General features: G+C 48.4%; 16 protein-coding genes. 7 read left to right on the top strand and 9 right to left on the bottom strand.

Annotated features, from left to right (window positions below; all coding sequences use genetic code 11):
- Positions 1 to 48: 48 nt before the first annotated feature.
- A complete protein-coding gene (locus A8707_RS05375) occupies positions 49 to 261 on the bottom strand; it encodes a hypothetical protein (RefSeq protein ID WP_068815767.1) in 213 nt (70 codons plus the stop codon).
- A 277-nt stretch (positions 262 to 538) separates the two neighbouring features.
- Positions 539 to 1729, bottom strand: coding sequence for a 1-deoxy-D-xylulose-5-phosphate reductoisomerase (dxr, locus tag A8707_RS05370; protein ID WP_068815766.1), 1191 nt, complete (start codon positions 1727 to 1729; stop codon positions 539 to 541).
- Positions 1730 to 1812: 83 nt separating this feature from the next.
- On the opposite strand from dxr, the gene A8707_RS05365 reads away from it, so the two are divergent.
- A complete protein-coding gene (locus A8707_RS05365; protein ID WP_068815765.1) occupies positions 1813 to 2007 on the top strand; it encodes a hypothetical protein in 195 nt (64 codons plus the stop codon).
- Here A8707_RS05365 and A8707_RS05360 read toward each other — a convergent pair.
- The 3 genes from A8707_RS05360 to A8707_RS05350 all read right to left on the bottom strand — a co-directional run bounded on the left by A8707_RS05360 (position 1992) and on the right by A8707_RS05350 (position 5259).
- Entirely contained in the window at positions 1992 to 3029 is a 1038-nt protein-coding gene (locus tag A8707_RS05360) for a glycerate kinase (RefSeq protein ID WP_068815764.1), read from the bottom strand. The genes A8707_RS05365 and A8707_RS05360 overlap by 16 nt on opposite strands.
- Before the next feature lie 150 nt (positions 3030 to 3179).
- Positions 3180 to 4220 carry a hemerythrin domain-containing protein gene (locus A8707_RS05355; protein WP_068815820.1) on the bottom strand — a complete coding sequence of 347 codons (1041 nt, stop codon included), beginning with the start codon at positions 4218 to 4220 and terminating at the stop codon, positions 3180 to 3182.
- 184 nt (positions 4221 to 4404) lie between these two features.
- Complete coding sequence (locus tag A8707_RS05350) at positions 4405 to 5259, bottom strand: response regulator (RefSeq protein WP_068815763.1); 855 nt, start codon at positions 5257 to 5259, stop codon at positions 4405 to 4407.
- A 159-nt stretch (positions 5260 to 5418) separates the two neighbouring features.
- On the opposite strand from A8707_RS05350, the gene A8707_RS05345 reads away from it, so the two are divergent.
- Both A8707_RS05345 and A8707_RS05340 read left to right on the top strand, forming a co-directional pair.
- Positions 5419 to 6204 carry a YdcF family protein gene (locus A8707_RS05345; RefSeq protein WP_068815762.1) on the top strand — a complete coding sequence of 262 codons (786 nt, stop codon included), beginning with the start codon at positions 5419 to 5421 and terminating at the stop codon, positions 6202 to 6204.
- 95 nt (positions 6205 to 6299) lie between these two features.
- Entirely contained in the window at positions 6300 to 6863 is a 564-nt protein-coding gene (locus A8707_RS05340; protein ID WP_068815761.1) for a Uma2 family endonuclease, read from the top strand.
- Positions 6864 to 6876: 13 nt separating this feature from the next.
- Here the strand turns inward: A8707_RS05340 and A8707_RS05335 are convergent, their stop codons facing one another.
- Positions 6877 to 7479, bottom strand: a complete 603-nt coding sequence (locus A8707_RS05335) for a Uma2 family endonuclease (RefSeq protein ID WP_068815760.1) — start codon at positions 7477 to 7479, stop codon at positions 6877 to 6879.
- 16 nt (positions 7480 to 7495) lie between these two features.
- Entirely contained in the window at positions 7496 to 8368 is an 873-nt protein-coding gene (btpA, locus tag A8707_RS05330) for a photosystem I biogenesis protein BtpA (protein ID WP_331711679.1), read from the bottom strand.
- Between the two features lie 91 nt (positions 8369 to 8459).
- Here btpA and A8707_RS05325 point away from each other — a divergent pair, with 91 nt between their 5' ends.
- From A8707_RS05325 to ftsE, 3 genes are all read left to right on the top strand, one after another.
- The gene (locus A8707_RS05325; RefSeq protein WP_068815758.1) at positions 8460 to 9206 is read left to right on the top strand and encodes a creatininase family protein; all 747 of its coding nucleotides are present in this window, start codon (positions 8460 to 8462) and stop codon (positions 9204 to 9206) included.
- Between the two features lie 71 nt (positions 9207 to 9277).
- Entirely contained in the window at positions 9278 to 10129 is an 852-nt protein-coding gene (locus A8707_RS05320) for a WecB/TagA/CpsF family glycosyltransferase (RefSeq protein WP_331711678.1), read from the top strand.
- A 222-nt stretch (positions 10130 to 10351) separates the two neighbouring features.
- Positions 10352 to 11089, top strand: a complete 738-nt coding sequence (gene ftsE, locus A8707_RS05310) for a cell division ATP-binding protein FtsE (RefSeq protein WP_068815756.1) — start codon at positions 10352 to 10354, stop codon at positions 11087 to 11089.
- On the opposite strand, the gene A8707_RS05305 is transcribed toward ftsE, so the two are convergent.
- Positions 11079 to 11273, bottom strand: a complete 195-nt coding sequence (locus A8707_RS05305; protein WP_068815755.1) for a DUF2949 domain-containing protein — start codon at positions 11271 to 11273, stop codon at positions 11079 to 11081. The genes ftsE and A8707_RS05305 overlap by 11 nt on opposite strands.
- 235 nt (positions 11274 to 11508) lie before the next feature.
- On the opposite strand from A8707_RS05305, the gene A8707_RS27895 reads away from it, so the two are divergent.
- Positions 11509 to 12405 (top strand): glycoside hydrolase family 19 protein, encoded by an 897-nt coding sequence (locus tag A8707_RS27895; protein ID WP_197484626.1) that lies wholly within the window; start codon positions 11509 to 11511, stop codon positions 12403 to 12405.
- Here the strand turns inward: A8707_RS27895 and A8707_RS05295 are convergent.
- On the bottom strand, positions 12402 to 12767 hold the full coding sequence (locus A8707_RS05295) for a VOC family protein (RefSeq protein ID WP_068815754.1): 366 nt from the start codon (positions 12765 to 12767) through the stop codon (positions 12402 to 12404). The genes A8707_RS27895 and A8707_RS05295 overlap by 4 nt on opposite strands.
- Positions 12768 to 12776: the final 9 nt, after the last annotated feature.

Raw genomic sequence — 12776 nt, 5'->3', positions numbered from 1 at the left:
TCTGAGTTCTCAGTCAGCTAGACTCATCCAAAACCCAAAATTAAGTCTCTATTGATCTTCTGAGTTCAAATCCTGTCGCCAACAATCTTCAAGCAGGTACAGTTCCGATCGTATCCAACAATGCTCTAGCTGCTGAATGTTGTGGTAGCGCCAAAATCGCTTTGGACGAATGAAGAATGGTTGAGCAGGATGAAAAAGCGGTTGATTGAGATAAGCCCAAAGAGGAAAACCGGGGGTGTTGACGTGGGAGCGATCGTTCATGTCAATATGGCAACTAAACGGCTGATTGAAGACTCATGCAGAAATCACGGCTAACTCTGCGTAAGATTGCGGAGGATTCAGAAGTCTGACACCTACCCAAAGAGTGATTTTTAGATCACCAATCAGCCAATTAGTATGGCATTTATTTATTTAACTTTGGGGAAAGAAATCATTACTTTGTCAAGGTTTTATAGCTTCTTCAACGGAATGTCGAGAACTTAGGTCGTTTGTTAATTTTGATTGAGAAAAGCCAGACTCTTACGGAACCATCCTGACTCTATCTCACCAGAAAATAGCTGCGATCGCCGTCCTGGCTAGCGGTCAATAAATCTTGTCTTGCCCACTCATCCGCCGCCAAAATGTCTTCTAGGCTGGGTGTCGCTCGGTTTTGAGACTGGTAGCGATCGCACGTCTGCTCAATCAGTCGAGGAATGTCTAAAAAGCGGATTTTCTCATCTAAGAAGAGGGCAACCGCTTGTTCATTGGCAGCATTCAAAACGGCGGGTAAGCAGCCTCCTGCGCGACCTGCGGCATAAGCAAGCCCCATGCAGGGATACTTCTCATGGTCGGGTTCTCTAAAGGTGAGATTGCCTGCTTTAACCAGATTTAACCGCTCCCAGTTGGTGGGCAACCGATCGGGGTAAGACAGCGCATAGAGCAGCGGCAATCGCATATCTGCCCAACCCAACTGAGCCAGCACCGAGGTGTCTTGTAGCTCAATCAACGAGTGAATAATGCTTTGGGGATGAATGACAATCTCAATGTCGTCATAGTCCACGCCAAATAAATAATGGGCTTCGATGACTTCTAAGCCTTTGTTCATCAGCGTTGCAGAGTCTACTGTGATCTTGCGTCCCATCGACCAGTTGGGATGTTTGAGCGCATCGGCAACGGTGACATCAGCAAGTTTTTCGACTGCCCAGTCTCTAAACGCTCCTCCTGATGCGGTTAACAGAATTTTTCTCAGTCCGCCATTGGGGACTCCCTGCAAACATTGGAAAATAGCCGAGTGTTCTGAATCGGCAGGAAGAAGCTTTACGCCATGCTTTTCTACTAAAGGCAGCACGATCGGACCGCCTGCAATCAGCGTTTCTTTGTTTGCCAAGGCGATATCTTTACCCGCTTTGATCGCCGCGATCGTTGGCAGCAGTCCCGCACATCCCACGATGCCCGTCACGACGGCTTCGGCATCGCCGTATCGAGCCACCTCGACGACCCCCGCACTTCCGGCTAAGATGATGGGCTGCGGATCGAGTTCCGCGATCGCCGCTCTCAGTTCGGGGAGTTTGTCTTCGTCACAAATAGCGACAATCTCAGGACGAAACTGACGAATTTGCTGGGCGAATAGGCTGACATTGCGCCCTGCTGCCATGCCGACGACCCGAAACTGCTGGGGATATTGGGCAACAATAGCGAGGGTTTGAGTCCCAATTGAGCCAGTTGAACCAAGGAGGGAGATTGCTTTCACGATCGCTGATCCGATGACACTTTAGGATTATCTTAAGGTTTCGTGGCACTCTAAATTCGTGATTACTGATTCTGCCATCCCTTATGTCTTCTTCTAAGCGTCAAAAGCGGGCTACCTTAATTTTTTGGTTTGCGGTGTTGGGCATGGCATATTTCAACGCCTTCTCTAGCTTAGAAATGGATGTTGGACTGAGAAATGGACTCGCGATCGTCCCCATTTTGATCGGATTATGGATTGTGGGACGCGTTCAAAATAAATCTTCTCAAACTCCGCGATAGACGGCTCCAGAGGAGTGATCTGCATTGATTTCGATCACCAAATCGCAGGTCTGAATGAGTGGCTTAATGAACAATTGGGGATGCAGCGACCGCCAAAAATAGTCAACAAATTCATCAATCTCTGCGTCTGACATCCCTGGTTTGCCTTGGGCAATCATCTGATGTTCTGCCTGTTTGCGCCATTGTTTACTCAGTCGATACTCTGGCACATAGAGCACAGCGAGTCGGTCGAGTTGCTGCCACAGTGGTAAATAATCGTGCAATCGGACATTCATATCACGAGCAAAGGCTCGATCGGATTCTGTCAAAATGGGTGCAGGTGCTGTCTCAAATGAAGCGGGATCGATCGGACGCACGCCTACAAACCAACCCTCAAACAAAACAATATCGGCATTTGAAATCACGTCTGACTGAGTGCGATCGCCTGCTCCATTCCACAGCGATTTGTCAAAGCGGGGGATCTCTACCGTTTGATTGCCCTGTTTGAGTTGCGTTAATACATCTAGTCCAAGTTTAAGATCATGAGTTCCGGGAGGACCGCGACGAGCCAAGCGCGGATCTTGGGACTGTAAGAGTTGACGATCGCGATAAGTCAAATACAAATCATCTAAAGATAAGCCGATCGTTCGGTATCCCAAATGACTCAAAATTAGGGTTAAAACAGCAGTTAGCGTGGTTTTTCCGGTGCCCTGTCCACCCAAAAACCCTTGAACAAACGGCTGTTTTTTTTGCTTATGTCGATCGGCAATCTGAATCGCTAACGGCAACCACAAATTCCACAGAGCTTCATCCAGAGGAGTGTCAAGCTTGAATGTCTGCTGACAGAGGTTCGTGAAATCAGAATGAATCGCCTTGAAGAGCTGAATTCTAAAATCGATAACGGCTCGAACCGTTTCAGAAGTGATATCAAATGCTTGGGCGCGTCGGCGATCGGCTAACGTTAATGCCTCAAGAGATGAAGCAATCTTCTCAGAGGGTCGTTCGGTGAGTAGCTCCTGCAAAAGCTGGCTTAGAGCATTCATAAACTTTAAGGTTAAGGCGTAAGAGAAACCTTAACGTATTATCTAACCATAAAAAATCGCGAGGAGAGTATTACAACTCCCTCGCGATCGCGGACTACAAAAAGTTAGGTCTCAACGTCAATCTACTTCAGAAAGTAATGACGATCGAGCCTATTTCGTAGAACTCATTTCGTCTTGGATTTTGCTCTTAGCTGTTTTGAACTGAGTTGCTAACTGCTCGCTTTCTTCGCTGCTAAATTTCTCACGGATAGCCGCAAAATAGGTGCTTTCCTCTTGGCGGACATGATCCATCACAATGTCTTTCAGACGATGAATCGCATTCATAAAGTCTTCAGAAGCAGGATTCATAGAGCGGATTTGATCCAGCAAGACTTTCATCTCTGCTTGCTCGTCGTAGAGTTCTTTCAGGTCGCCATCGGGATATTTGCCCCGAACTGCGGGATAAGCAATTTCCTCTTCAGCGCGAGAATGAGCGTTCAAATCTTTGTAGAGTTGACCAAAATATTCCTGCCGCTTTTGAGGATCTTGAGTCGCGTCAATCTCCATGAATAGAGTGTTCACCTTTTTGTGATCCATCCGAATCACATCCTGAAGATTCATGTCAGATTTGTCGCTCGTCTGCGTGACCACGCTGCCCACAACCCCGGTCAGTGCAGCAACCGAGTCCTGCACTCGTGCCCATAAACCTTGATCTGCTTCTAGCCCAGTTAGCTCGCGAACGCCTAGAACTTCTAAAACTCCTTTGAGCTGTTCTTGATGAGCGCGGTTTTCAAAGTTAACTGTGTTAAGCGGACCAAGAGCCGCATCCACATCAGCGCCAACCTTTTGAGCCGCCTTGTGAATCACAATGCCAGTCATTGCCTGCTGGTGCTTTAGCAGTTCATGCTGAAAGACCTTCTCATAAATCGTCAGCTTAGAACCAGACATTAGTTCGTCGATTTTTTTGACCATCTCGACCACGGTGTCTTTCGGTTCTGACTTCACGCCATATTGAACGATCGTGGTGTCAATGATGCCCAGATTCTTGTGGTCATCTTTGAGCATATCTCTAAATCGATCAGCAATCGCACTGTCATTAACAGCCGAAATAAATTTTTCTTCATTAGAGATTAGGAGTTCTTGAATTGCCTTTACATCAGCAAGCTTCGTGGCGATCGCCATGCGCTTTGTATCATCAAGCGTCATTACCATTTTTCGTTCTCCAATTATCGATATTGAAATCAGCATCCACATTAAAGATTGACACAGCCTTCTGATCCATTCATCCTTCTGTTGGCTGACTCAAAAAGAAGGCTTAATGAATTCATAATCCAACTCTAGAGAGAGAAGAAAAGCAAACGCTCATCAGACTGAAACCAAATAGGGTTCTCCCGACCTAAGACAAAGTAGTTTGATACGATCGTGCTCGCAGTTGCTTGAGATCCTGAATTTCTCGCTGAAGTTGGCTTGTCCATTCTTCTTGCTGCTTTTGTGCAATCCGAAGATTAACCTGGTGCTCAACGCGCACTAAAACCTCTTCAATCTGGAACGGCTTTGTGATGTAGTCAACCCCTCCAACATGAAAAGCTTGAACCTTACTGGCAATGTTATTGATAGCGCTCACAAACAAAACTGGAATCTTTTGAGTAGAGCGACCGACCTTGAGTTGTTCGCAAACAGCATAACCGTTCATGTCGGGCAGCACTACATCCAGCAAGATCGCATCAGGATGAAGGCTCTGAGCGCTTTCTAGTGCCTCTTCGCCATCATTAGAGGTGTGAACTCGATAGCCGTGATAGGTCAACGCAGTTGTCAGCAAATGGCGACTGGCGGGTTCAGCATCTACAAGCAAAATGTTTTTGAACGAGGCTTTTTCGATCTCACAGCTAGAGTAGCGACTCGTGTAAGGCAGCGTCGTATTTCCATGAATGCTCATGACACCATGAATGGCTTTGATCTCGCAGCCCAATAGCCCAAAGATCTGTTTCTCAGTGTTTTGAAGGTCTTGCGAGTCTTTTACACTGGCTTGGTTGAGTGATTGATGCAGCAAAGCAAGCCGCTCGACTTCAAACATCACCGAGTCAATTTTTTGCTCTTTGACATACAAACTCGCGAGAACCTCTCCTAAGTTTGTGTTGGCATCGGCTTGATTGCCCGTGCTGTCAACCAATGGAAACGTCAACCGATCGCGATGTTGATGGAGAAGTCTACGGATGTAGTAAGTGATTGCAGGCGCAAGCTGTCGTCGCATTGGTCAGCCCGTGATAGGTCGATAATCATGTAATGTCAAGAGTGCCCTGAAATGAACCAATCTATCGCTGTTGTACGGGTAGTATCAAATACATGCATTCACTATAGCTACATCCTGCGTGACCTTTAGCGTAACGGCTGACAAATTCTCATACTGTCTATGTTTCTTTTTGTCTCGAAACTGCTGCCTCTGTTTTTCTACCCACTGGGGCTATCATGTCTGCTGCTGCTTATGGCGTTTCTACTGTTGTGGAAGCGTCCACGTCTAGCTGCCATTCCAATTGCGATGGCGCTGCTGGTTCTTTTACTGAGCAGCAATGCTGGGATAAGCGATGGGTTGGCGCGATCGCTAGAATTCCAAAATCTCCCCACCAGTTTGCCAAAGGCTGATGCAATTGTGGTTCTCGGTGGATCTACGGAACCTGCGTTATATCCGCGACCGTGGGTTGAAATTAAGGAGGAGGGCGATCGCGTGCTCTACGCTGCCAAACTCTATCGAGACGGGAAAGCTCCGCGTCTAATTCTCAGTGGCGGGCGGATTGATTGGCGCAAAAGTGGCAGCTCAGAGTCTGAAGATATGGCAATCTTGCTAGAGCCGATGGGCGTTCCTCGATCGGCGATGCTGCAAGACCCTAGCTCGCTCAACACGCGCGAGAATGCCGTCAACGTCAAGCAAATTATGGAGGCTCAAGGAATCCGGCGCGTTTTGCTGGTAACTTCTGCGATGCACATACCGCGATCGCTGATGATTTTTAGAAAGTTGGGGATAGATGCGATCGCGGCTCCTACAGACTTTACATCGACTCAAATCGATCCGCAGCAACCCATCACCCTAGAAGCCAATGTTCTCGACGCTTTACCCGATGCCGATCAGCTTCGACGCACCACCAGAGCTTTAAAGGAGTATGTCGGAATTGCCGTGTATTGGCTGCGAGGATGGGTTTAACTTGATGGACGGGTTTTTTATTAGAAGAGTTTAGAGAGAACTTTTGCACACCCTTATACTTGAATTTAAGAGTATGTCTCTCTAATTTTTGCACTATGTCATCCTCTCCCATTCAAGCCCTTGTTCTTGAAGACTTCCTCAAATTGCCATACTTGGAAGAATCGCCAGCATGGGAGTACGTGCACGGAGTCGCGCTTCAGAAACCGATGCCCAAGACTCGACATTCTATCTTGCAGAAACGCCTGCTGAATGCAATAGACAAGAGCAGCAGCGACTACACAGCCCTACCTGAACTTCGGTGTACGTTTGGCGGGCGTTCTGTCGTACCTGACGTTGCAGTCATTGCCTGGGAGCAAATTCAAATCGATGAAGTAGGGGAACCAGAGGACAATTTCATCAAAGCACCCGATTGGACGATCGAGATTCTTTCACCTGACCAAAGAGCAACTCGCGTAATCGACAACATCTTGCACTGTCTACAGCACGGCTGCAAGTTAGGTTGGATGCTTGATCCAGATGATTACTCAATCTTAGTGTTTGCTCCACATCAAGAACCTGAAGTTTGCAGAGGCGATCGTCAGCTTCTAGTTATCGATGGAATTAATCTAGCACTAACCCCAAATCAGGTTTTTACATGGTTGAAAATCGGTAAGCGTTGATGAGCATTGCCCGTTAGCGTCCTCGAAATTCTAAAACTGCATCCAACGGTTCAGCTTGAAGAACGTAAGTTGCTAATAGATTCAAATCTAGATTCGGTAGAAATTCGCTGCGATCGAGCAATTCGTAACTCTCTCCTCGCAGCCGATAAACTGAGAAGCGATCGTTCTGCGAAAACCAAACTTCTGGGACTTCTAACCCTTTGTAAACGTCTAATTTATGGATGCTATTTGTTTTGACTACCTCGATCGCGATATCAGGAAACTCTTTCTCTGAGCCGACACAATAACATTCATCTGGCTCTGCTCCTCTTGCTTTTGCCTGTTTACGAAACGTGGTTGAGCCTAAAGGATAATAGCGAGTTCGAGTTTCTTGAAAATAAGCTTCTAGCAAAGAGCCAATGACTGACTTATTGAATTCATGCTTGCGGCTAGGAGCCATAATTTCTAAAGTCCCTTCTAAATAAGTCACACGCAAGCCTGAAAAATCATCGCTCATGTCCTCTAGCAGGGCTTCATACTGTTGCCAACTGACTCCACTGATCAGAAATCGCCGTTCTATTTCGTCAGATGACACGGGTTGAGCAATAAGTTTTTCTAGGAGGTCAAAGTGCAGCATCGATTACTGTTTGTATTTAGGAATGCAGACTCAGCGAAGAAATCGACTTTGTTTGATCTGAAGGCACACTGCGACGAGTGGCTTCTACAAAACGGCTGACTCGAATCGGGTCGATCGAGTTTTCTCGTTTGCCTTGACGCTTGAGCGAACTCGACACAATCACGCCATCGGCTGCCGTCATTAACTTGGGAATATTCTCCCAATCGGCACCACTGCCAATCAAGACGGGCGTTCCATTAGCGGCAGCGCTGGCGAGTTCTAAATCTTCTAAGCTCGGAGGGTTGCCCGTTGCCCAACCAGAGAGAATCACCGCGTCGGCTAACCCGCGCTCGATCGTATCTTGCACAGCCATTGTCAAATTAGGCGAACCCAACGGGCGAGCGTGTTTGACCAGCACATCGGCAAACACTTTAACATCACAGCCCAATTCTCGACGATAGCGCAGCAGCTCATGGGCGCGCCCTTCAATCATGCCCTGGTCAGTTGCCATGATGCCCGTCCAGACGTTGACGCGGATAAACTGAGCCTGGACGCAAGCCGCGATCGCAAATGCACTTTGAGCATCATTTCGCAGCACGTTGATCCCGATCGGAAGCGTCACCATGTGCATCAATTTTTGGATCACCACCGTCATCGCGCTAACCACCGCCGGATCGACATGATCTTTCGGAAACGGCGCATCGAAGAAATTTTCGACAATGATGCCATCTACGCCGCCTGCCGCTAGAGCGGTTGCTTCCTGTTCGGCGCGATCGATGATTGCCTTAAGACTGCCACCCCAACGCGGAGAGGTGGGTAGGGGCAATAGATGCACGACACCAATAATCGGATTAGGAGTTTTAAAGACTTGTTTGAGATCCACGTACCCAATGTTTGGCTTCAGCAGCAAAGGTTCAACTGATCCAAATCATAGCTGTTTACCGTACCTGAATTCGCCGTCTGCTAGGTCTTATAGTGAGAGAAACCTTACTAAAGCGCCTATGTTGCTTCATCTCACGACTTGGCTAGAAGTTGAAACGTATCTTGAGCAGTCGAAAGGAATGATTCTCCCGATCGGGTCTACTGAGCAACACAGCCCGATCGGACTGATTGGAACGGACGCGATTTGTGCAGAAGCGATCGCGCGCGGAGTCGGAGACGCGACTCATGGGCTGGTTGCCCCCACGATCAATGTCGGCATGGCGCTGCACCACACGGCGTTTCCGGGGAGTATGAGCCTCCGACCCAGCACGATGATTTTAATGCTACGAGACTATATTACCTGCCTTGCCAAAAGCGGATTTCAGAAGTTTTTATTTATCAATGGTCACGGCGGCAATGTGGCAACGATGAAGGCTGCGTTTTCTGAAACTTACGCTCACCTCGCTGATTTGGGCATTCCTGGAGCCGATCGAGTGCAGTGTCAGGTCAGCAATTGGTATATGTGCGGCTCAGTCTATAAGCTGGCGAAAGAGCTATATGGCGATCAGGAAGGCTCTCACGCCACGCCAAGCGAGGTGGCGCTGACTCAATACCTCTATCCTGAGGCAGTTAAGCAAGCACCTTTGAGCGAAGATGTTTCTAAAGGACACAAAATTTATGGCGCGATCGATTTTCGGCGGCGATATCCCGATGGGCGAATGGGGTCAAACCCGGCGCTGGCGACTCCTGAGCATGGCAAGCAGTTCTATGATCTGGCGGTAAAAGAAATCAGCCATTCCTATTTAGAGTTTTTGAATGCAGAGTGAAAGTTCAGGGTGTACAAAGAGTGCCATTCAGGTACAATCCATAGCTGAATAAGCTGGTGTGAGGAACGATCGTGAGAAATCCGATAACAAAGGCTGACCGCCAATTTTCGGTGATGGGGTTGCCCCTGCACTTGCTAGACGATTATTCGGGCTGGTTGTTCGATCTGCTTCATCAGCAGTTGGGCTGCCATGTGGTGACGCTCAACGCAGAAATGACGATGCAAGCCGAGCAAAATTCTGCTTTGGCAGAGATTATTCACCAGGCTGAGTTAGTGATTCCTGACGGGGCGGGGATCATATTTTACTTGCGACTTTATGGCAAGCGAGTTGCCCGATGCCCCGGTATTGAACTGGCAGAGTCAATTCTTAAAAAAGTGGCTCTGTTTAATCTTGAGCAACGAGACATTTCCCCGTCTGAAAATTCTTTGCATCCTCATCGAGTCTCTACGATCGAGTCCTCTCCAACTCCCGCTGTCTCAGTTTTCTTTTTTGGAGGTGCTCCAGAGGTAGCCCAAACTGCCGCCGATCGGTGGCAAAAACGTCTACCAGGGTTGGCGATCGCGGGGGTGCAAAACGGCTATCTTTCGGCTGAAGACGAACCCGCTTTCCTGGAAATGCTCCAAATGCGACAGCCTCAAATTATGTTTGTAGGCTTGGGCGTTCCTCGTCAAGAATTATGGATTGCTCAGCATCGTCACCTCTGCCCTAAAGCGCTTTGGATTGGGGTCGGCGGCAGCTTTGATATTTGGGCGGGCACCAAAACCCGCGCCCCAGGGTGGCTGAGAGACAACCATCTAGAGTGGGTTTATCGTCTCTATCAAGAACCCTGGCGCTGGCGGAGAATGATGGCACTGCCGCAGTTTGCGGGACGATCGATTCTCTATCGGCTGACAAAACGTAACCCAATCAGCACGAGATTTTGACGGTTGGGCGTTGCTGAATTTGTCTAGGAAGCACAGATTTTGCCCTCACCCTAGCCCTCTCCCAAAAGGAGAGGGAACAAAAATTCTGGCTCCCTTCTCCCCAGGGAGAAGGGTTGGCGAGGGCTTGCCCCACTTCGTGAGGAGGGTCATTCATATCTACATTTAGCAACACTGAAGTCTGGTCTTTGTGTTCTAATGGGTTGACTTTCATCGTCACGTCTCATGCCGCAAGTTCTCACCGATGCTTCTGGAAACGCACAGCGCGATCGCCAATCTCCTAGCAAGCCCGTCGATAACATCATTCAACTTCAGAGCGTCAGCAAGACTTATCGCAATGGCAGTCAGGCGCTGATTGATGTCAACTTAGAGGTCAAGCGAGGTGACTTCTTGTTTGTGACAGGTCCTTCGGGTTCTGGCAAATCGACGTTTCTCAAGCTGCTCTACGGCGAAGAGTGCGCGTCTCAGGGTGAAGTCAAAGTGGATAATGACTTTCCGGCAAAACTGCGGGGCGATCGCCTCTCGTTATTGCGTCGTCGCATTGGCATTGTGTTTCAAGATTACAAGCTGATTCCTCGGCGCACGGTGACCGAAAATGTGTCATTTGTGCTGTGGGCGCAGGGCTACACCCGCAAGGAGATCAATCGACGCTTGCCTGCTGCTCTCAAAATGGTGGGTTTGCAGCACAAAGCAGAGTGTTTTCCAGAAGAGTTGTCGGGCGGCGAACAGCAGCGAGTCAGCATTGCCCGCGCGATCGTTGGCACTCCTCCGCTACTCTTGGCAGATGAACCGACTGGAAATCTCGATCCTGATAATTCGTGGCAAGTGATCAAGATTCTTAAGAAGCTGAACCAGATTGGCATTACGGTGATTGTGACGACTCATGATGAGAGTTTGATTCGGCTCTCCAATCATCCAGTCGTGCAGATCCGCAACGGGCGGCTATCATCTGTCAACTACTGATCGTTTCCATCCAATCAAAGATTTGGTCAAGCTGCGCCAGCGTCACTAAGCCATATTGCCAAAGCACCATCGGCAGTGCGGTTGTGTTTTGCTCAGAGCGGCGTGCGGCTAGCTCGATCGCGGCGACCGGAAGCGCCAATTCCTCTCTCAAAAACTGAATTAAATCGCGTCGTTTCTTTTCCATAATTTCTACGTCTTCTGATCAAAAGTATATTAGATAAGTATTAAATTATGTAAAATTCTCTCATAACTACTCAGAATGCAAATCTCTCTAAAGAATGAGCATCGATCGTGCAGTTTTACTGGTTGAGCAGCAAGAATTCTGGAATTGAGGCTGGAGAAGTGTTGAATCTACTGAGGCGATGATTCCTGTTAGGGGAACGCTGAGGAAAATTTGTCAATCACTATTGAGGTGCTCAATGCTGTCTCCGCAACAACTGACTATCTGGAGAAAACAAGCTGCCGATCGCTTACTGATTTTGATCAATCGCACCACAGGCGACGAGATCCAACCTGGAGATTATAAGATTGACGATCTGCTGCGATCGCTGACTAATTTGCCTGCTCGACCGAGCGATCGTGAGCCGTTTAAGGGCATGTTTCCCAATTCGCCCATTAGTGCCGGGCGCGTTCAGGTGGCTAATCGCCTCAAGCAACTAATCATCAATCTTCGGGAATCTGGCGCTCAAGATGGCTTGGTCGATGATCTGCTGCGATCGCTCTCAAATTTGCCGCCGCGACCGAGCGATCGTCCTCCTTATGCAGGGATTTTCGCTGAAGCCAAAATTCCCAAAATCACCGTTCAGCAGATTCTTGAGATTGCTCCTTATGCAGATGCGACACGAGTAGCTGAATTGTTGCCTCACCTGCAACTGACGATGGCAGGCTATCAAATCACTACGCCGCTGCGACAGTCGCATTTTCTCGCTCAGTTGGCGCATGAGTCTGGCTCATTTAGCTATTTAGAAGAAATTGACCCTGGTGATTATCTCGAAGGCAGAACCGATCTAGGCAACACAGAACTTGGCGATGGTCGGCGCTTTAAAGGGAGAGGACTAATTCAGATCACGGGCAGAACCAACTATGGCACCTGTGGTCAAGATCTCGGCATTGATTTGCTCAAAAATCCGGCTCGGCTCTCAGATAATGACTTGGCTTGCTTAAGTGCAGGCTGGTTTTGGCAGAAAAATCAGCTAAACGAGCTTGCCGATCGCAATGACGTTGAGCTAATCACTCGCACCATCAACGGCGGATTGAATGGCTATGCCGATCGACAAGAATTTTTAGCTGTCGCGAAAGAGGTTTTGCTGGCTTAGAATCGCTGATACAAAATCAATCGATTCCCGTCTGGGTCATAAGCGTAGATTTCTCTGCCGTGTGAGGGCGTGAGAATCTCTCCGGGCGGCGGATAGCCGAGTTGAGTCAGATGATCGATCGCCGCTTCTAAATCTTCAACCTCCAAACACAAACTGATGGCAGGAAACGAGGTTGAAAGAAGCGGTTGATTTTGTTGGGGTTGATAAATTCCCAGTCGCAAACCAGTGATCTGAAATTCTGCATAGCGATTAGGAATCTGAGAGACGGGTTCTCGATCGAGCAGTCGGCTGTAAAACCCGATCGATCGAGCAAATTCACCTGCCGCTAAAGTCACCCATGCCGATCGCAGCGCTAATCCCATCTAAAATAT

This window comes from Phormidesmis priestleyi BC1401, from assembly GCF_001650195.1.
GTDB classification, from domain to species: domain Bacteria; phylum Cyanobacteriota; class Cyanobacteriia; order Leptolyngbyales; family Leptolyngbyaceae; genus Phormidesmis_A; species Phormidesmis_A priestleyi_B.
The sequence above is the reverse complement of the archived record's forward strand: the minus strand, read 5'-3'. Positions and strand labels throughout refer to the sequence as shown.

Excerpts from the sequence above, each read along its gene's own strand:
- A8707_RS05375 (WP_068815767.1), bottom strand. The coding sequence starts at position 261 with ATGAACGATCGCTCCCACGTCAACACCCCCGGTTTTCCTCTTTGGGCT.
- A8707_RS05365 (WP_068815765.1), top strand. The coding sequence starts at position 1,813 with ATGTCTTCTTCTAAGCGTCAAAAGCGGGCTACCTTAATTTTTTGGTTT.
- A8707_RS05360 (WP_068815764.1), bottom strand. The coding sequence starts at position 3,029 with ATGAATGCTCTAAGCCAGCTTTTGCAGGAGCTACTCACCGAACGACCC.
- A8707_RS05355 (WP_068815820.1), bottom strand. The coding sequence starts at position 4,220 with ATGGTAATGACGCTTGATGATACAAAGCGCATGGCGATCGCCACGAAG.
- A8707_RS05350 (WP_068815763.1), bottom strand. The coding sequence starts at position 5,259 with ATGCGACGACAGCTTGCGCCTGCAATCACTTACTACATCCGTAGACTT.
- A8707_RS05345 (WP_068815762.1), top strand. The coding sequence starts at position 5,419 with ATGTTTCTTTTTGTCTCGAAACTGCTGCCTCTGTTTTTCTACCCACTG.
- A8707_RS05340 (WP_068815761.1), top strand. The coding sequence starts at position 6,300 with ATGTCATCCTCTCCCATTCAAGCCCTTGTTCTTGAAGACTTCCTCAAA.
- A8707_RS05335 (WP_068815760.1), bottom strand. The coding sequence starts at position 7,479 with ATGCTGCACTTTGACCTCCTAGAAAAACTTATTGCTCAACCCGTGTCA.
- A8707_RS05325 (WP_068815758.1), top strand. The coding sequence starts at position 8,460 with ATGTTGCTTCATCTCACGACTTGGCTAGAAGTTGAAACGTATCTTGAG.
- ftsE (WP_068815756.1), top strand. The coding sequence starts at position 10,352 with ATGCCGCAAGTTCTCACCGATGCTTCTGGAAACGCACAGCGCGATCGC.
- A8707_RS05305 (WP_068815755.1), bottom strand. The coding sequence starts at position 11,273 with ATGGAAAAGAAACGACGCGATTTAATTCAGTTTTTGAGAGAGGAATTG.
- A8707_RS27895 (WP_197484626.1), top strand. The coding sequence starts at position 11,509 with ATGCTGTCTCCGCAACAACTGACTATCTGGAGAAAACAAGCTGCCGAT.
- A8707_RS05295 (WP_068815754.1), bottom strand. The coding sequence starts at position 12,767 with ATGGGATTAGCGCTGCGATCGGCATGGGTGACTTTAGCGGCAGGTGAA.